This is a genomic window from Pseudomonas sp. 382 (genome assembly GCF_002759075.1).
In the GTDB taxonomy this organism is placed as follows: Bacteria; Pseudomonadota; Gammaproteobacteria; order Pseudomonadales; family Pseudomonadaceae; genus Aquipseudomonas; species Aquipseudomonas vlassakiae.
In genome coordinates this window covers 69,127-88,047 of the sequence record NZ_PEMX01000020.1, presented here as the reverse complement: position 1 = coordinate 88,047, position 18,921 = coordinate 69,127, and the positions used below count along the sequence as shown (strand labels likewise).

At 61.5% G+C, this 18,921-nt stretch carries 17 protein-coding genes; 14 read left to right on the top strand and 3 right to left on the bottom strand.

Annotated elements, in window-relative coordinates:
• Positions 1–217: 217 nt before the first annotated feature.
• Together CQW31_RS20785 and CQW31_RS20780 are read right to left on the bottom strand one after the other, a co-directional pair.
• Entirely contained in the window at positions 218–1,438 is a 1,221-nt protein-coding gene (locus CQW31_RS20785) for a CaiB/BaiF CoA-transferase family protein (RefSeq protein WP_099815289.1), read from the bottom strand.
• Between the two features lie 14 nt (positions 1,439–1,452).
• A complete protein-coding gene (locus CQW31_RS20780; protein WP_099815288.1) occupies positions 1,453–2,634 on the bottom strand; it encodes an acyl-CoA dehydrogenase in 1,182 nt (393 codons plus the stop codon).
• Positions 2,635–2,796: 162 nt separating this feature from the next.
• On the opposite strand from CQW31_RS20780, the gene CQW31_RS20775 reads away from it, so the two are divergent.
• The 10 genes from CQW31_RS20775 (at position 2,797) to CQW31_RS20730 (ending at position 12,584) form a co-directional block, all read left to right on the top strand.
• The gene (locus tag CQW31_RS20775) at positions 2,797–3,711 is read left to right on the top strand and encodes a LysR family transcriptional regulator (protein ID WP_099815287.1); all 915 of its coding nucleotides are present in this window, start codon (positions 2,797–2,799) and stop codon (positions 3,709–3,711) included.
• 424 nt (positions 3,712–4,135) lie between these two features.
• Positions 4,136–5,257 (top strand): Re/Si-specific NAD(P)(+) transhydrogenase subunit alpha, encoded by a 1,122-nt coding sequence (locus tag CQW31_RS20770; RefSeq protein WP_099815286.1) that lies wholly within the window; start codon positions 4,136–4,138, stop codon positions 5,255–5,257.
• An 11-nt stretch (positions 5,258–5,268) separates the two neighbouring features.
• Positions 5,269–5,583: an NAD(P) transhydrogenase subunit alpha gene (locus CQW31_RS20765; RefSeq protein WP_003256966.1), complete on the top strand. Its 315-nt coding sequence runs from the start codon at positions 5,269–5,271 to the stop codon at positions 5,581–5,583.
• A 2-nt stretch (positions 5,584–5,585) separates the two neighbouring features.
• Positions 5,586–7,022 (top strand): NAD(P)(+) transhydrogenase (Re/Si-specific) subunit beta, encoded by a 1,437-nt coding sequence (locus tag CQW31_RS20760; protein WP_054884334.1) that lies wholly within the window; start codon positions 5,586–5,588, stop codon positions 7,020–7,022.
• 186 nt (positions 7,023–7,208) lie between these two features.
• Positions 7,209–8,702, top strand: a complete 1,494-nt coding sequence (locus CQW31_RS20755) for an acetyl-CoA hydrolase/transferase family protein (RefSeq protein ID WP_099815285.1) — start codon at positions 7,209–7,211, stop codon at positions 8,700–8,702.
• A 353-nt stretch (positions 8,703–9,055) separates the two neighbouring features.
• Positions 9,056–9,271 (top strand): DUF1127 domain-containing protein, encoded by a 216-nt coding sequence (locus CQW31_RS20750; protein WP_054884336.1) that lies wholly within the window; start codon positions 9,056–9,058, stop codon positions 9,269–9,271.
• A gap of 300 nt (positions 9,272–9,571) precedes the next feature.
• A complete protein-coding gene (locus tag CQW31_RS20745; protein WP_099815284.1) occupies positions 9,572–9,889 on the top strand; it encodes a DUF2388 domain-containing protein in 318 nt (105 codons plus the stop codon).
• Positions 9,890–9,978: 89 nt separating this feature from the next.
• Complete coding sequence (locus CQW31_RS20740; RefSeq protein WP_054884338.1) at positions 9,979–10,272, top strand: DUF2388 domain-containing protein; 294 nt, start codon at positions 9,979–9,981, stop codon at positions 10,270–10,272.
• A 36-nt stretch (positions 10,273–10,308) separates the two neighbouring features.
• Positions 10,309–10,629 (top strand): DUF2388 domain-containing protein, encoded by a 321-nt coding sequence (locus CQW31_RS20735; RefSeq protein ID WP_054884339.1) that lies wholly within the window; start codon positions 10,309–10,311, stop codon positions 10,627–10,629.
• A complete protein-coding gene (locus CQW31_RS20730) occupies positions 10,626–12,584 on the top strand; it encodes a DUF4105 domain-containing protein (protein WP_099815283.1) in 1,959 nt (652 codons plus the stop codon). Before CQW31_RS20735 ends, CQW31_RS20730 begins: the two co-directional genes overlap by 4 nt.
• Positions 12,585–12,689: 105 nt before the next feature.
• Here CQW31_RS20730 and CQW31_RS20725 read toward each other — a convergent pair whose 3' ends face one another.
• On the bottom strand, positions 12,690–13,091 hold the full coding sequence (locus CQW31_RS20725; RefSeq protein ID WP_054884341.1) for a GFA family protein: 402 nt from the start codon (positions 13,089–13,091) through the stop codon (positions 12,690–12,692).
• A 266-nt stretch (positions 13,092–13,357) separates the two neighbouring features.
• Between CQW31_RS20725 and CQW31_RS20720 the strand changes: the two genes are divergently transcribed.
• The 4 genes from CQW31_RS20720 (at position 13,358) to CQW31_RS20705 (ending at position 18,829) form a co-directional block, all read left to right on the top strand.
• Entirely contained in the window at positions 13,358–14,665 is a 1,308-nt protein-coding gene (locus CQW31_RS20720) for a CitMHS family transporter (protein WP_099815282.1), read from the top strand.
• A 68-nt stretch (positions 14,666–14,733) separates the two neighbouring features.
• The gene (locus tag CQW31_RS20715) at positions 14,734–15,504 is read left to right on the top strand and encodes a TerC family protein (protein ID WP_099815281.1); all 771 of its coding nucleotides are present in this window, start codon (positions 14,734–14,736) and stop codon (positions 15,502–15,504) included.
• Between the two features lie 229 nt (positions 15,505–15,733).
• Positions 15,734–17,392, top strand: coding sequence for a Na/Pi cotransporter family protein (locus tag CQW31_RS20710; RefSeq protein ID WP_054884344.1), 1,659 nt, complete (start codon positions 15,734–15,736; stop codon positions 17,390–17,392).
• A 30-nt stretch (positions 17,393–17,422) separates the two neighbouring features.
• On the top strand, positions 17,423–18,829 hold the full coding sequence (locus tag CQW31_RS20705; RefSeq protein ID WP_054884345.1) for a pitrilysin family protein: 1,407 nt from the start codon (positions 17,423–17,425) through the stop codon (positions 18,827–18,829).
• Positions 18,830–18,921: the final 92 nt, after the last annotated feature.

Sequence of the window (18,921 nt, the reverse complement as noted above, 5' to 3'; positions counted from 1 at the left end):
ATCGATCATTCGACCGAAGCGCCTCCAACCTCACCTTAACTACCTAACTCGTTGAATTTCAAGGAGTTTGTCGTTCCGATGTCGCTGGAAGTGGGGCGCATTATAAGGGGATTCGAAACCCCGTCAACCTTTAATTTCAAGAAACTTTAATATCGCTGAAAAGCAAAGCGGGGAGGCCTGACGGCCTCCCCGCATTTCAACTGCTCTATATATAGCCTCAAAGTACGCCAGCACTGCGCAACCGCCCTACAGCATCGGCATCCAACCCCAGCACATCGCCCAGCACCGCCTCGGTATGCTCACCCAACAGCGGCGGCGCCTGGCGATACTCTACAGGCGTCTCGGACAGCCGAATCGGGCTGGCTACTTGCGGTACGCTTCCCGCCAATACATGGGGCATGGATACTGCCAGTCCGCGCGCCAGTACCTGTGGGTCCTGGAACATCTGCGCGAGATCGTTGATTGGCCCGCACGGCACCCCGGCAGCCTCCAGCTGGCTTACCCATTCGGCAGTGGTCTTGAATACCGTTGCCTGGCGAATCAGCGGAATCAGCTCGGCCCGGTTCGCCACCCGCTGCTTATTGGTGGTGAAGCGCGGGTCATCCGCCCACTGCGGCTGCCCAGCCACTTCGGCAAACTTGCGAAACTGGCCATCGTTTCCCACCGTGAGGATGAAATCGCCATCCGCTGTCGGGAAGTCCTGGTAAGGAACGATGTTGGGGTGCGCATTACCCAACCGCCGCGGCGAATTACCTGTGGTCAGGTAGTTCATCGCCTGGTTGGCCAGGCACGCCACCTGTACATCCAGCAGCGCCATATCGATATGCTGCCCAACGCCATGCTGATCGCGGTAGGCGAGGGCGGCCAGAATCGCCACGGTCGAGTAGAGCCCGGTGAGAATGTCGGTCAGCGCAACACCTACCTTTACTGGCCCAGCACCCTCTTCTCCATCCGGGCGCCCGGTAAGACTCATCAGCCCTCCCAAACCCTGGATCATGAAGTCATACCCGGCACGCTTGGCATATGGCCCCGTCTGGCCGAAGCCAGTGATCGAGCAATAGATGAGCTTGGGGTTCATCGCCTTCAGGCTAAGGTAGTCCAGCCCATAAGCTGCCAGCCCACCGACCTTGAAGTTCTCGATGACGATATCTGACTTGGCCGCCAGCTCGCGCACCAGGCGTTGGCCTTCCGGCTGGGTGAAGTCGATGGTGACCGAGCGCTTGTTGCGGTTTGCCGCCAGGTAATAGGCTGCCTCGCTGGTGTTCTCGCCTTCAGCATCCTTAAGGAAGGGCGGCCCCCAGGAGCGAGTGTCATCGCCGCTGCCAGGGCGTTCGACCTTGATCACGTCTGCACCGAGGTCCGCCAGAATCTGGCCAGACCACGGCCCCGCCAGCACACGGGAGAGGTCCAGCACCCGCAGATGAGATAGCGCGCCCATGGACTGGCTCCTTATCAGTAGAAAGCCTGGATGCCGGTCTGTGCACGCCCGAGGATAAGCGCATGCACGTCATGGGTACCCTCATAGGTGTTGACCACCTCAAGATTGACCAGATGGCGCGCGACGCCGAACTCGTCGGAGATGCCGTTGCCACCCAGCATGTCGCGGGCCATGCGGGCGATGTCCAGGGCCTTGCCGCAGGAGTTGCGCTTCATGATCGAGGTGATTTCCACCGCCGCAGTACCTTCGTCCTTCATCCGCCCCAGGCGCAGGCAGCCTTGCAGGGCCAGGGTGATCTCGGTCTGCATATCGGCCAGCTTCTTCTGGATCAGCTGGTTGGCCGCCAGCGGGCGTCCAAACTGCTGACGATCGAGGGTGTACTGGCGAGCGGTGTGCCAGCAGGCTTCGGCTGCACCCAGCGCCCCCCAGGAAATGCCATAACGCGCCGAGTTCAGGCAGGTGAACGGCCCCTTGAGGCCGCGCACATCCGGGAAGATGTTCTCCTCGGGCACGAACACGTTGTCCATGACGATCTCACCGGTGATCGAAGCACGCAGGCCAACCTTACCGTGGATCGCCGGAGCACTGAGGCCTTGCCAGCCTTTTTCCAGGACAAAGCCACGGATATCGCCGGCATCATCCTTGGCCCAGACCACGAACACATCGGCGATCGGGCTGTTGGTGATCCACATCTTGCTGCCGCTCAGGCGATAGCCGCCATCGACCTTCCTGGCACGGGTAATCATCGAGCCTGGGTCGGAGCCATGGTTAGGCTCGGTCAGACCAAAGCAGCCAATCCATTCGCCTGTGGCCAGCTTGGGCAGGTATTTCTGCTTCTGCGCTTCGGTGCCGAACGCATTGATCGGCACCATCACCAGCGAAGACTGCACGCTCATCATGGAACGGTAACCGGAGTCGATGCGTTCCACTTCGCGGGCAATCAGGCCATAACACACATAGTTCAGGCCGCTGCCACCGTACTGCTCGGGGATGGTCGCACCGAGCAAGCCGACTTCACCCATCTCGCGAAAGATCGCCGGGTCGGTCTGCTCATGACGGAACGCCTCCAGCACACGCGGAGCCAGCTTGTCCTGGGCGAACTGATAAGCGCTGTCACGCACCATGCGCTCTTCTTCAGTGAGCTGCTGATCCAGCAGCAGCGGGTCGATCCAGTTGAAGCTTGCTTTACCGGCCATGAGCGAAATCCTCGAAATAGGGGAGCGGTGTCTTGTGCCATTGATCCTAGGCTTGATCCGGGAGCACGACAAACGAGGATTGCGCACGCATAAGTGATATTTTGTCACTCCGTGATACTGCATATCGCCATGTTCATGGCTCCATGAGTGAGGTTGACGTACATGCGCCGCAAGATCCCCAGCACCACCGCACTGGTCTGCTTCGAAGCGGCCGCACGCCACGAAAGCTTTACCAAGGCGGCCCAGGAACTGGCCCTGACCCAAGGCGCCGTCTGTCGCCAGATCGGTGGACTGGAGGCGTTTCTCAACGTCGAGCTGTTCAGGCGCTCACGTCGCGGCGTGAAGCTGACCGAGGCAGGGCTGTCCTATAGCCGGCAGGTCGCCGCACAGCTGGATGCGGTGGAGCGCGACACCTTGTCGGTGATGCGCCAGCAGGGCGCCAACGTGATCGAACTGGCCGTGGTGCCTACCTTCGGCACCCAATGGTTGTTGCCACGCCTAAAGGATTTCCAGCAACGCCACCCCGAGGTCACCGTCAACCTGACCAACCGCACCCGCCCGTTCCTGTTCGCCGACACCCCGTTCGATGCTGCCATCTACTTCGGCGATGCCGACTGGTCCGGCACTCAGTCTCATCGCCTGATGGGCGAGAACCCCGTGCCGGTGTGCAGCCCGTCATTGCTGGGCGGGCAAGGCACGCTGGACGCCCAGCGCATCGCCAGCCTGCCACTGCTGCAGCAGACCACCCGACCTTATGCCTGGCGCCAGTGGTTCAATGGCCTGGGCCTGAATATCGCGGGTGACATGACAGGCCCGCGCTATGAACTATTCTCCATGCTCGCCCAGGCTGCCATGCACGAGATGGGCATCGCACTGATCCCGCCGTTCCTGATCCAGCGCGAGCTGGAGGAGGGCAGGCTGGTGGTCGCGAACAGGTACGCACTGTCCAGCAACAAGGCCTACTATCTGATGATTCCCGACCGCAAGGTGGAATCCGCGTCGCTCCGGGCCTTCCGTGACTGGCTGATGGGCCAGGCGCAACTCTATACCGCCTCGCACAATGACGAAAACGCCTGACCTACCTCTGTAGTCAATTATTTTAAACACCTACAGATGTACGTTTTTGTCGCATAGAAGAAAACTGTTCAGGTGAATCGAAAAACCCAGTCGAAGCCGCTAAACACGCGGCTTTCAGAGGGTTTTACGACATTCACAAGCCCATCTGCGAAATCATCGCAAAAAATTTCAAATTTTCCCCTAATCTGCCAATAGCCCATGTTTGACGGGCTACAGCCTATTGCTTGCGACATACGGTCACAGGGTGACTTGTAGTTTTAACTTCGTTTCGCTTCAGAACCGGTTGAAGGCCCCTGGGTTCGTCTGCAAAATGCTTCGCCCGCCTTGGATTCGGCGGGCTCGGCGCTCAACAGCCGCCCCAGCGCACCATCCGTAGTGTGCTGGCTCTTACAAAGACAAAAAGGTCACCGCAGGAGAAATAGTCGTGCACATTGGTGTTCCTCTCGAGACGCAGACCGGTGAGACAAGGGTCGCTGCGACCCCGGAAACCCTCAAGAAACTGATTGGCCAGGGCCATCAGGTCACCGTCCAACGGGGGGCAGGGCTCAACGCCAGCATTCCGGACAGTGCCTATGAGGCCGCGGGGGCTTCCCTGGGAAGCGCAGCCGATGCCTACGGCGCCCAATTGATACTCAAAGTGGTCGCCCCCAACGACCAGGAACTGGCCCTGATCAACAGTGGCAGCCTCCTGGTAGGCATGCTCAACCCCTTCAACAGTGAGCTGATCGGCAAGATGGCTGAACGCGGTATCACCGCTTTCGCGCTGGAAGCCGCGCCACGTACATCACGGGCACAGAGCCTTGATGTGCTGTCTTCGCAGGCCAACATCGCCGGTTACAAGGCCGTGTTGCTGGCAGCCCACCACTATCCTCGCTTCATGCCCATGCTGATGACTGCCGCCGGCACCGTCAAAGCCGCGCGCGTACTGATTCTGGGGGCAGGTGTTGCTGGCCTGCAGGCCATCGCCACGGCCAAGCGCCTGGGCGCGGTGATCGAGGCGTCCGACGTACGCCCCGCGGTGAAGGAGCAGATCGAGTCGCTCGGCGCCAAGTTCATCGACGTGCCATACGAGACCGACGAGGAGCGTGAATGCGCCGAAGGCGTCGGCGGTTATGCCCGGCCGATGCCAGCCAGCTGGATGCAACGTCAGGCCCAGGCAGTACACGAACGTGCCAAGCAGGCAGACATCGTCATCACCACCGCTTTGATCCCCGGCCGCAAGGCACCGACCCTGCTCAGCGCCGAAACCGTGGCACAGATGAAACCCGGTTCGGTGGTCATCGACCTGGCCGCCGCCCAAGGCGGCAACTGCCCGCTGACCGTCGCGGACCAGGTGGTGCAGGCAAACGGTGTGACCATCGTCGGCCCGACCAACCTGCCAGCCCAGGTGGGCGCAGATGCCTCGGCGCTGTATGCCCGCAACCTGCTGGACTTCATGAAGCTGCTGTTCGACAAAGACGGCGCGCTGGTCATCAACCTCGAAGACGACATCGTCGCGGCCTGCCTGATGTGCCGCGACGGCCAGGTCGTCCGCAAGAACGGCTAAGGAGCACGACAATGGAAGACATGCTGATTTCCCATGGCATCTACAACCTGATCATCTTCGTGCTGGCCATTTATGTGGGCTACCACGTGGTGTGGAATGTCACCCCGGCGCTGCACACACCGCTGATGGCGGTTACCAACGCCATTTCGGCGATCGTCATCGTCGGCGCCATGCTGGCGGCGGCGCTGACCGTGACCCCGGCCGGCAAGCTGATGGGCACCCTGGCGGTGGCCCTGGCTGCGGTCAACGTGTTCGGTGGCTTCCTGGTCACCCGTCGCATGCTTGAGATGTTCAAGAAGAAAACCAAGAACGAGGCGCAGAAGTAAGCATGAGCATGAATCTGGTAACGCTCCTCTACCTCGTCGCCTCGGTGTGCTTCATCCAGGCGCTCAAGGGCCTGTCGCACCCGACCACTTCGCGGCGCGGCAACCTGTTCGGCATGATCGGCATGGGGATCGCCATCCTCACCACGGTTGGCCTCATCTATAAGCTCGGGGCTGAGCTTGCAACCGCCGGTATCGGCTACGTGATCGTCGGCCTGCTGATCGGCGGTACCGCCGGTTCGATCATGGCCAAGCGCGTCGAGATGACCAAGATGCCGGAACTGGTCGCTTTCATGCACAGCATGATCGGCCTGGCCGCGGTATTCATCGCCATTGCTGCCGTGCTTGAGCCGCAGTCGATGGGCATCGTTGCCGCCATCAGCGACCCGATCCCCACCGGCAACCGCCTGGAGCTGTTCCTGGGTGCAGCCATCGGCGCCATCACCTTCTCCGGTTCGGTGATCGCCTTCGGTAAGCTGTCGGGCAAGTACAAGTTCCGCCTGTTCCAAGGCGCACCGGTACAGTTCGCTGGCCAGCACAAGCTGAACCTGATCCTTGGCCTGACCACCATCGCCCTGGGCCTGCTGTTCACCTTCACCGGCCACTACAGCGCCTTCACCCTGATGCTGGTCCTGGCCTTCATCATGGGCGTGCTGATCATTATTCCGATCGGGGGCGCCGACATGCCGGTGGTGGTGTCGATGCTCAACAGCTATTCGGGTTGGGCCGCGGCCGGTATCGGCTTCTCGCTGAACAACTCGATGCTGATCATCGCCGGCTCCCTGGTCGGTTCGTCCGGTGCCATCCTCTCGTACATCATGTGCAAGGCGATGAACCGTTCGTTCTTCAACGTCATCCTCGGCGGCTTTGGTGGCGATACCGATGCCGGCGCGGCGCAAGGCTCGAAGGAACAGCGCCCGGTGAAGTCCGGCTCTGCCGACGACGCCACCTTCCTGCTGAGCAACGCTGACAGCGTGATCATCGTCCCGGGCTACGGCCTGGCGGTGGCCCGTGCCCAGCACGCATTGAAGGAACTGACCGAGAAGCTGAGCCACAACGGGGTGACCGTGAAGTACGCGATCCACCCGGTGGCAGGGCGCATGCCTGGGCACATGAACGTACTGCTGGCCGAAGCCGAAGTGCCCTACGACCAGGTCTTCGAGATGGAAGACATCAACGCCGAGTTCGGCCAGGCCGACGTGGTGCTGGTGCTGGGCGCCAATGACGTGGTCAACCCCGCGGCGAAGAACGATCCGAAGTCGCCAATCGCCGGCATGCCGATCCTTGAGGCCTTCAAGGCCAAGACCATCATCGTCAACAAGCGCTCGATGGCCAGCGGCTATGCCGGCCTGGACAACGAACTGTTCTACCTGGACAAGACCATGATGGTGTTCGGTGACGCGAAGAAAGTCATCGAAGACATGGTGAAAGCGGTGGAGTGACAACGGCCGCTGCAAACCAGCTGCTATAAAGGAAGCCCCGGTCAGAATCTGCCGGGGCTTTTGCTTTATTGATCCGGATCAACGGCTCTATTACGAGGCCTCTCATACGACCATGGTCGTGGGACGCCAGAGGGCGAAATCTCTAGACTGCGCCTCAGTAGATTCAGTAGCCCGAGATAACAATCCATGTACCGTGATCGTATCCGCTTGTCCTCCCTGCACAGCAAGGTAATGAGTGCGGCCGATGCCGCTGGCCTGATCGAGGACGGCATGACCGTCGGCATGAGCGGTTTCACCCGCGCTGGCGAAGCCAAGGCTGTGCCGCATGCCTTGGCCGAACGCGCCAAGCAGTCGCCACTGAAAATCAGCCTGATGACCGGTGCCAGCCTGGGCAACGACCTCGACAAGCAGCTGACCGAAGCCGGCGTGCTGGCGCGTCGCATGCCATTCCAGGTCGACAGTACCCTGCGCAAGGCCATCAACGACGGCAAGGTGATGTTCATCGACCAGCACCTGTCGGAAACCGTCGAGCAACTGCGCAACCAGCAACTCAAGCTGCCAGACATCGCGGTCATCGAAGCCGTGGCCATCACCGAGCAAGGCCACATCGTGCCGACCACCTCAGTGGGTAACTCGGCCAGCTTCGCGATCTTCGCCAAACAAGTGATCGTCGAGATCAACCTGTCGCATAACGCCAACCTCGAAGGCTTGCACGACATCTATATCCCGACCTATCGCCCGACCCGTACGCCCATCCCGCTGGTCAAGGTCGATGACCGCATTGGCAGCACCGCGATCCCGATCGACCCGGCAAAGATCGTCGGCATCGTCATCAGCGACCAGCCAGATTCGCCATCCACCGTGCTGCCACCGGACGACGAAACCCAGGGCATCGCCAACCACCTGATCAATTTCCTGAAGCAGGAAGTGGACGCTGGCCGCATGACCAACAAGCTCGGCCCGCTGCAGGCCGGTATCGGCAGCATTGCCAACGCGGTGATGTGCGGCCTGATCGAGTCGCCATTCGAAGACCTGACCATGTACTCCGAAGTACTGCAGGACTCGACATTCGACCTGATCGACGCTGGCAAGCTGAGCTTTGCCTCGGGCAGCTCGATCACCCTGTCGACCCGTCGCAATGCCGACGTGTTCGGCAACCTGGAGCGTTACAAGGACAAACTGGTCCTGCGCCCGCAGGAAATCTCCAACCACCCCGAAGTGGTTCGCCGCCTGGGCATCATCGGCATCAACACGGCGCTGGAGTTCGATATCTACGGTAACGTCAATTCGACCCACGTCTGCGGCACCCGGATGATGAACGGCATCGGCGGTTCGGGCGACTTCGCCCGCAACGCCCACCTGGCGGTGTTCGTCACCAAGTCGATCGCCAAAGGCGGTGCCATTTCCAGCGTTGTGCCAATGGTCAGCCACGTCGACCATACCGAACACGACGTCGACATCCTGGTCACCGAGCAAGGTTTGGCTGACCTGCGCGGCCTCGCTCCACGGGAGCGGGCGAGAGCGATCATCGACAACTGTGTGCACCCGGACTACCGCGCAGCGCTGAACGACTATTTCGAACGCGCTTGCCAGCGTGGCGGCCACACCCCACACATCCTGCGAGAAGCGCTGAGCTGGCACGAGAATCTGGAAGAAACCGGGCGCATGCTCGCCAGCTGATACAGCCTGCGCCACTGTTCGAGCCCTGTCGTCGCTACGCCGGCGTCAGGGCCAGTACAGTCAAACCTCAGCACCCGAACACTTCGTTCATTTCATTCATTCAAAACTGTACAACTGTACCGTTAACTTGGGGCCATTTCGCCCACTTAAGCGTGTATGCAAAGCGAATACGCACCAGATCAGTGCGCACCGGTACAGTTGCGCCTGTTTCAAGTGCAACAGTTGGCTTAAACAGTTAACTGGCCCATCGCATTACTGGTGAACTGTATCTACTGTTATGGACAGCAGAGGAGGATCATTGGCATCAGTTAAATCACTACCTAATCCCGCCATAAGCGGAAGGATGAAACATCATGGAACGTACCCTCAGTTCCGGTCTGGTTTTTGAAAGCAACGCCCAGCAGTCCCAGGCTTCCCTGCCACTGCGCGCTATCTCCACCCTGCTGCTGTGGCAGCGTCGCATGGCAAGCCGCCGTCAACTGGCTCGCCTGGATGCCCGCCTGCTGGCCGACGCCGGTATCAGCGAGTCGCAGCGTTACGAAGAGCTGAGCAAGCCATTCTGGCGCTAAGCTCCGGTCCGCCGGCTGCGGCCGGCACCGCGAATTACCCGACCCGTTGCAGGCGACTGCAGCGGGTTTTTTATTGTCCGCAAGGCTCTGCCCAGAGCCATTTCGTGCGCGACCAGTACAGTTGTAATGTTTTAAGAATCGAGCGAAACAGTTATCCGCGTTCGCTCGCATTAACATCCAGAAACAGCACCGCGTGATACGCTTCGCTCAGCAGTCTGTTAGAACCCGTTGTCGAACACGTAACGCGACCAGCAGTGCAAGCGTCCGATGAAGCAGAACCCTGTCCAGGAGTCCACGAACATGTCCCGTAAATACCTGATTGGTGCCGCCATGCTGCTCGGCCTGGCCAGCACCGCCCAAGCCAGTAGTTTCGTAGTCACCACCGATGCCGTGGTACGTGCTGTTGCCGCCTCGACTGACGCCACCTCCGACCTGACCTCATCGTTCCGCGATGACAAGATCGTGCAGGCCGCCCGTGATGACGCCGCCAGCTTCGTCGGTACTCTGGGCGCCATTCGTGGTTCGCGGCTGGAAAGTGCCTTGCTGCACATCCGTTCGAGCATGCCGCAGCTGCAAGCCAGTGATGCCCAGCTGGCTCAGGCCATCCTCGCGATCTGATCAGGGCTCTGCAAAGCAGGTGCGTTGGCTAGCGGCCGCGCACCTGAGGTAGCCTTCGTCTTTCACTTCCCCTGCCGTCAAGAAAGCTCATGCGTTATCTGTTGCCGTTGCTGTTCAGTGCCACTGCCATGGCCAGTGCCCACGCCATGGACACCACCACACAAGGCCTGGTCATTACGGGCTACGTTACCAGCCAGGTCACCACTGCCCCCTTCGACCGCAAACTGGTCAGGCAGGCTCGCGACGATGCCGCGGCATTCGTAGCCAGCGATGGCATGATCCGGGGTGCACGCCTGGAAGCGGCACTCGACTCGCTGCGCCACAACTGCACCCGGCACTCCGTCGGCGACCTTGAACTGGCAGAAGCAATTCTCGTCCAATAACCACACCTGACTCCCTGTATTTTTCGGAGATGCTCCATGCGTAAACCGCTGATTGCCGCTACCCTCGGCATGTTGCTGCTGGCCGACCTGGCCCATGCACAGACCCTGGTGGCCACCAGCAACATCATCGTGCGCGCCTTTGGCCGCTCGATCGATTTCACCTCTGACACCACCACTTCGATCCGCGACGCCAAGGTCGTGCGCGAAGCCCACGACGATGCCGCCAGCTTTGTCGCCAGTAATGGCGATATCCGCGGTGCCCAGCTTGAGGCCGCACTCAGCACCCTGCGCGAGCGCGTACCTGAAGCGCGCGACGCCAGCGACCAAGTACTGGCCGAAGCCATCCTCGCGCTGTGAACCACGTGCGTGCCTGGCTGCTCGGCTGCGCCCTGACGCTGCTGGGCACGCCCGCCTTGGCTGACCTGCAGCTTGAGCTGCAGGCGACCAGCCTCGACCCGCAACAGACCCAAGCCAGCCAGGCCCTGCTCGACGAAGCCATGGCCAAGCTGCCGCCCCTGTTCAAGCAACGGCTGGACCGGCGGGTATCGGTCAGCTGGAGCGACAACATGCCAGCCGATGCCTACGGCCAAGCTTCGCTGGTATCGACTCTCGAACTCAATCGCCGCCTGCTCCCCAGCCTGACTGACGGCAGTGCCGCCAGCGAGCGTACCAACCGCCCCCACGGCACGGTCCGAGAAGAGTTGCTGGCCACCGTCCTGCATGAGCTGACCCATATTTACGACCGTGCCCGCCTGTGGCCTGGCAGCGAGCGCTCGCTGATCGCCCGCTGCGCGCGCCAGCGAGCCGCGCTGGGCAAGATCGGTCAGCTGGCAGAGTGCCGTAGTCAGGCCGAACGCCGTTTTACCCTCAGCGACGACCCACGCTTTCTCGACCTGGCCGGCTGGCCGCAATACGTCGGCCGTCGTGGCGAACGTGAGCAGCACAACGCGCAGTTCATGCGCAGCCCCGACAGTTATGAGCTGAGCAGTCCCAAGGAATACATCGCGGTCAACATGGAGTATTTCCTCCTCGACCCGAGCTACGGCTGCCGTCGCCCGGCGCTCAACCAGTACCTGCGTGACCACTTCGGCTGGGCACCGCCACAGAACACTTGCGCCAAGGGTCTGCCGTTCATCAACGCTGGCAGCGACTTCGCCCGGCAGCCACTGGGCGAAATCGACCCAGAACGGGTTTACGAGGTCGACTTCCTGCTGGCTGAAGCCAACCAGAACCTGGTGAGCCGCTGGGGCCACAGCATGCTGCGCCTGGTGATCTGCAAACCCGGCCGCCCCCGCGGGCCGGATTGCCGCCTGGACCTCGACCAGAGCCTGGTGCTGTCTTACCGCGCTTTCGTCAACGATGTGCAACTGTCCAGCTGGGACGGGCTGGTAGGTGCCTATCCCTCACGGCTGTTCGTGTTGCCGCTGGGCCAGGTGATCGATGAATACACCAAGACCGAACTGCGCAGCCTGGCCTCGGTACCGCTGAAGCTCAACCGCGACGAAATCGAGAACCTGGTGCGCCAGGCGGCCGAGATGCACTGGAGCTACGACGGCAACTATTGGTTCCTGTCCAACAACTGCGCGGTGGAATCCTTGAAGCTGTTGCGCAGCGGCACCGCCAACCCACGCCTGAATGATCTCGACAGCATCATGCCCAATGGGTTGCTGGCCGTGCTCAAGGGCAGGGGGCTGGCCGATACCCGTGTGCTCGACGACCCGCGAGAAGCCCTGCGCCTGGGATACCGCTTCGACTCCTACCGCGAGCGCTACCAGGCCATGTTCGATGTGCTGCGCAAGCAGTTGCCGATCAGGCAGACCGAAGTCGAGGACTGGCTGGCCCTGGATGCAGAGCAGAGGCGCCCGTGGTTCGACAAGGCCGACCTGCGCACCAGCGCGGCCTTGCTGTTGCTCGAACAGGCCAGCCTGCGCCGGCAGTTGCTGCTGGCTCAGGACGAAGTGAAACAGCGTTACCTGAACGCTGCAGCGCTGAAGGACGGCAGCATCAACAAAGCCGACGAGACCCTGAAGCAGATGCTCGCCAACAGCGGCTTCCTCAGCCGCCCGGCCGAGTTGCTGGATGCCAAAGGCTATGGCTTGCCGCAGCCGGACGAGCGCGCGCACCTGGAGCAGGTCAGTGCCGAGCGACAGGCCAAGCTGCTGCGCCTGAGTACCGACCTGGACAAAGAGGTGAGGGCACTGCTGGAGCCGTCGCGGGCGAAGGAAATTGCTGCGGTCGAGGCCAATGTGAAGCACATTGGCGAACATTTGCGCGCCCTGCACAAGGCGGCTGGTGGCCTGCAATTGCCTTGATGACCTGCACTGGCCTCTTCGCGGCTAAAGCCGCTCCCACAGGGATCGCCTGCTCCTGGGGGAGCGGCTTTAGCCGCGAAGGGGCCGGTAAAACCAGCACAAGGCTTAGAGTTTTTCCTCTAATTCTTCTGGCAGCCCTTCATCCAGGTGCATCCAGGGCAATCGGCTTGTAGTCCAGATATGCCGCCTGGCCGGCACCTGCTCCGGGTGGTCCAGCGTCGCCACGGTCACATCGATGGTTCCCGGGCTATGCTCGGTCACCAGTGCCACATGCGCCCCACATTCCCCACAGAAATACCGCTTGCAACTGGCCGGTGCCACATAGCACTGAGGCCTTCCTGCCATCCAGCGGAAACCCGAACGGGGCAGGGTGAGCCAGGTCACCACCAGCCCGCCGCTGACCCGCCGGCAGATCGAACAATGGCAATGGGCGACATCCGTCAGGTCACCCTGCAGCCGATAGCGCAAGGCGCCGCAATGGCAGCCACCCTCGGTTACATCCTGCATCACCTACCTCCCGTCGCCGTTTTTCCGGCGAAAGCTGGCTGAAAGCTTCCCCCCCTAGGATAGCCGCCACTACCGGCATCAGACCGGTCAGCCAGGGCACCCGGAAATTTCCGCGCCCGGCCCATCAACAACAACAATGGTGATTCTGATGTATTCCTGCGCCCGCCTTCATGTAGCCCCCCGACCCATGCTCCCCGTGCAGCGCCAAACGCGCTGATCCGCCCGAATAGCCATCCCTTTCGCCGCGCCACGCCTGGAGTATTGCCATGCTGACCTTCCTCGGCTTTGCCATGGTCATCACCTTCATGTACCTGATCATGACCAAGCGCCTGTCGGCCTTGATCGCGCTGATTCTGGTACCCATCCTGTTCGCCCTGTTCGGCGGCTTTTCCGCCAAGATCGGCCCGATGATGCTCGAGGGCATCAGTAAGCTTGCGCCCACCGGCGTGATGCTGATGTTCGCCATTCTCTACTTCGCCCTGATGATCGACTCCGGCCTGTTCGACCCGGCCGTGCGCAAGATCCTCAAGCTGGTCAAGGGTGACCCGCTGAAAGTCTCGGTCGGTACTGCAGTGCTGGCCCTGGTGGTGTCGCTCGATGGTGACGGCGCCACCACTTACATGATCTGCTGCGCCGCCATGCTGCCGCTGTACAGCCGCCTGGGCATGAGCCCACGGATCATGGCCGGCCTGATCATCCTCGCCGGCGGGGTGATGAACATGACCCCCTGGGGCGGCCCGACCGCCCGCGCAGCAAGCGCCCTGCACGTAGACCCGTCGGACATCTTCGTGCCGATGATCCCGGCCATGGCCTTCGGCGTGCTGGCGATCCTTGCCATCGCCTACATGTACGGCAAACGCGAACGTGCCCGCCTGGGTGAACTGCACCTTCCGACCGATGACATCGATCACAGCGAAATCAGCGTGTCGCAGTTCCCTGAAGCGCGCCGCCCCAAACTGATCTACTTCAACGGTGCCCTGACCGCCGGCCTGATGGTCGCACTGATCGCAGGCGTGCTGCCGCTGCCGGTGCTGTTCATGATCGCCTTCAGCATTGCCATGATCGTCAACTACCCGTGCCTGCAGCAGCAGAAAGACCGCATCGCCGCCCACGCTGGCAGTGTGCTGGCCGTGACCGGGTTGATCTTCGCCGCAGGCATCTTCACCGGCATCCTGTCCGGTACCGGCATGGTCGAGGCAATGTCCAAGAGCCTGCTGGCAGTCATCCCTGAGGCCCTGGGCCCGTATTTGGCGGTGATCACCGCGATCGTGAGCATGCCGTTCACCTTCTTCATGTCCAATGACGCCTTCTACTACGGTGTGCTGCCAGTGCTGTCGGAAGCGGCCAGCCATTACGGCATCAGCCCGGTGGAAATGGCCCGCGCCTCGATCGTCGGGCAGCCGGTTCACCTGCTCAGCCCGCTGGTACCTTCGACCTACCTGCTGGTGGCCCTGGCCGGCATCGAGTTCGGCGATCACCAGCGTTTCACGCTGAAGTGGGCAGTGCTGGTATGCCTATGCATAATGCTCGCCGCGCTGCTGATGGGCATTTTCCCGCTGTTCAGTAGTCTTTAATTAACACGCATTACCCATGCGATGCGCCCTGAAAGGGTGCATCGCCTTTATCGTTTGAAGGAATACACATGGAATGGCTGACCAGCCCGGAAATCTGGGTTGCCTTTTTTACCCTCACGGCGCTTGAGATTGTCCTCGGGATCGACAACATCATCATGATCTCGATCCTGGTCAGCCGCATGCCCAAGCACATGCAGCCGCGCACCCGGATCTTCGGCCTGGCCCTGGCCATGGTCACCCGGATCATGCTGCTGCTGTCGATCACCTGGGTGATGCGCCTGACTGCCGACCTGTTCGAGGTGTTCGGCCAAGGCATTTCCGGTCGCGACCTGATCCTGTTCTGCGGCGGCCTGTTCCTGCTGTGGAAAAGCTCGCAGGAGATCTACCACGGCCTGGAAGGCGAGGAAGAGAGCGCCGACGAACCCAAGGGCGCTGGCGGCAAGTTCCTGTACACCATCATTCAGATAGCCATCATCGACATCGTGTTTTCCCTGGACTCGGTGATCACTGCCGTCGGCATGGTTTCGCACGTGCCGGTGATGATCGCCGCCATCGTTGTCGCCGTCCTGGTGATGATGGCCTGCGCCGGCGCCATCAGCGACTTCATCGACAAGCACCCGTCGCTGAAGATGCTTGCCCTTTCCTTCCTGATCGTCGTTGGTACCGTGCTGATCGCCGAATCTTTCGACGTGCACGTGCCGAAGGGTTACGTCTACTTCGCCATGGCCTTCTCGCTGGCCGTCGAGGCGATCAACATCCGCATGCGCACCGCCATGGCGCGCAAGCAAGGCAAGGAGCACGACCCGGTGAAACTGCGCAAGGACATTCCGGGTCAATAAGATCAGGACACGCAGCGTAAAGGGCCCTCCGGGGCCCTTTTTCATGTACAGCCTTTCATGACACAAATATTTCAAATGCTTGCAGAGCGTGCCAAGCTGGCGCGAGGTCCGCAAAACAACTAAAGCTTGAGTAAGTACTGGATCAAAACACCCACCCCCGGGCCAGGCTTACGGCTTCACACATTTTGGCTCCAGCGCCGGAGCCCGAGAACAAAAGGGGGGCTCGACCATGCTGACCCTGCTCAACCTGCTCTCTGCCGTAGCCTTGCTGGTATGGGGCACGCATATCGTTCGTACCGGCATCCTCAGGGTGTTCGGCTCCAACCTGCGCCGCGTGCTCGGCCAGAACATGAACCGGCGGCCACTGGCGTTCATCGCCGGCATCGTGGTCACTGCCGTGGTGCAGAGCAGCAATGCCACCGCCATGCTGGTTACCTCCTTCGTCGGTCAGGGCCTGATGGCCATGACCCCAGCGCTGGCGATCATGCTCGGTGCCGACGTGGGTACCGCGCTGATGGCACGGGTACTGACCCTGGACTTGTCGTGGCTATCGCCGCTGCTGGTGTTCCTCGGGGTGATCTTCTTCCTCTCGCGCAAACAGACCCGTGCAGGCCAGCTGGGCCGCGTGGGGATCGGCCTGGGCCTGATCATCCTGGCCCTGCAGCTGATCGTGCAGGCGGCGACGCCGATCACCCACGCACAAGGGGTGAAGGTGCTGTTCGCATCGTTGACCGGCGACATCATGCTCGACGCCCTGGTAGGTGCGCTGTTCGCCATGGTGTCGTATTCCAGCCTGGCTGCCGTGCTGCTTACCGCGACCCTGGCCGGGGCCGAAGTCATCAGCCTCCCGGTGGCCATCGGCCTGGTCGTTGGCGCCAACATCGGCAGCGGCCTGCTGGCCTTCATCAGCACCAGCATGCAGAACGCCGCAGGGCGCCGCGTGGCCTTGGGCAGCCTGTTGTACAAGCTGATCGGCCTGGTGCTGATCATCCCCGTGCTGCATCCGCTGGTGGAGTGGATGGACAGCCTGAGCTTCAGCCCACAGGAGTTGGTAATCGGCTTCCACCTGCTCTACAACACCCTGCGCTGCCTGATCATGCTGCCGACGGTCAAACCCATGGGCCGCCTGTGCAACGCACTGCTACCCGAACGCGAGGCTGGCAACGGCCAGATACGCCCGCGCCATCTCGATGCCTCGGCGCTGGCCACGCCTAGCCTGGCCTTGGCCAATGCCGCGCGTGAAACCCTGCGTCTGGGGGACATTGTCGACAGCCTGCTGGAGGCCATGCTCGGCGCCTTGCGCGGTACCCATACCGCCATGCCCCAGCAGGTGCGGGCCTTGAGCGAAGATGCCGAAGCGCTGTACAGCGCGATCAAGCTGTACCTGGCGCAGATGCCGCGGGAAGACCTCAGCGACCAGGACAACCGGCGCTGGGCCGAAATCATCGAGCTGGCGATTAACCTGAAGCTAGCCTGCGACCTGATCGAACGCATGCTGCGCAAGGTGCAACAGCAGAAAACCAGCCAGCGCCGGGAGTTCTCCCAGGTCGGCCTGGAGGAACTCACCGGGCTGCAGGAACAATTGCTGGCCAACCTGCGCCTGGGGCTGTCGGTGTTTCTCAGTGCCGACCCGGAAAGCGCACGCCTGCTGCTGCGCGAAAAGCGCCGTTTTCGCGCCCAGGAACGGCGCCTGGCGCATGCCCATGTCAGCCGTTTGCAACGTAAGGTGGTGCAAAGTATCGAGACGAGTTCGCTACACTTGGAGCTGATCGCCGACATGAAGCGGTTGAACTCTTTGTTCTGCAGCAGTGCCTATGTGGTACTGGGTGGCTCGGACACTGGCGGGCTGCTGCTCGACAGCGTCCCGGAAGATGCCCACCTGTCCTGATCTCGCACACCTGGAGACCGTCGCTCGCCCATGCGTTGCCTGATGTTCGTTTGCCTGCTGATCTGCAGCCTGCCCTCATTTGCCCTCGATCGCTCGCGGGTCGAGGGTTACCTGTTGCCCAACGGCCTGCAGGTGATCCTGAAGTCCGGTTACGAGCGCGACCATGTGGCGATCCGCCTGGTGGTAGGGGTTGGCCTGGATGACTTCGACTGCGAGCAGAAAGAGTTGCCGCACCTGCTCGAACACCTGCTGTTCACCGGCATCGACGCAACTGGTGAAGGCGGACTGGAAGAACGATTGCAAAGCCTGGGGGGCGAGTGGAACGCCTACACCAGCAGCGCCGACACGACGTTTGTCATCGAGGCGCCGGCACGCAACCAGCGCAAGGTGCTCGACCTGTTGCTGGCGATCATCCGCGACACGCGTATCGACGCCAAAGCCTTGGCCACGGCCAAGCGCATCATCGAGCGCGAGGATGGCGGCCACTATGGCCACCTGCAGCGCTGGCTCGACCGTCAGGACATCGGCCACCCCGCCAGCGATCAATTGGCCACCGAACTAGGCCTGAAATGCCCCGAGCGCTCCAACGTCGCGGACATGACCCTGGAGCAGGTGAAAACCCTGCGTGACCGCTGGTACGCCGCCAATAACATGACCTTGATCGTCGTCGGCGGCCTGGATCGGCTGCTGCCGGCCTATCTGGAGCGCACCTTCGGCGAACTGCCTGCCACCGAGCCGGAAGAGCGGCGCAACCTTGAAAGCATCAGCGAACAGGCCGAGCAGCGCCGCGACCTGACCCATGGCCTGTTGGGCGATAGCGTCAAGCTGCATTGGCTGTTCATCGAGCCGGTTCTGGACAATGACCATCAACAGACCCTAGACCTGCTGTCGCGCTACCTCGACTGGGCCTTGTACGACCAGCTGCGCCTGCGCAACGGCCTGTCGTATGGGCCGTCGGTACAACGTGAGAGCTTTGGCGACAGCGGTATGCTGAGCCTCAATGCCGACCTTGAGCGCGAGGATATCGACCACGCCGTGAAGGTCATGCAGCAACTGTTCGATCATTTGCGCAAGGAAGGCCTCGACCCGGACACCTTTGCCCGCATCAAGGATGCCGCCGTGGCCAAGGAAAGCTGGAGCACTCAGGGCAACAGTGCGCTGGCCGATTATTACTGGGGGGCGCTGAACGATTACAACAACGGCCGCTTTGCCGACCCGGCACGCAAGCTGCGCCAGGTGACGCTGGAAGAGGCCAATGCGGCCCTGAAGGAATTGCTCAAGGAGCAGGGCTACTTGCGGATCGAAAAGCCGTTCCTGGGGTACGACGAGCTTTATGGCCTGGTTGCCTTGCTGTTGGGGCTGATACTGGCGCTGGGGCTGCTGCGCTGGCGTCGGCACAAGCCGGAACGACCGAGTGGTGCTACACGGCAGCAGTGAATCAGCGGTATCCTTTTGCCAGTACCGGCCTCTTCGCGGGTAAACCCGCTCCCACAGGTAGTGCACAGCTGTTGAATGCCGTGCGACCCCTG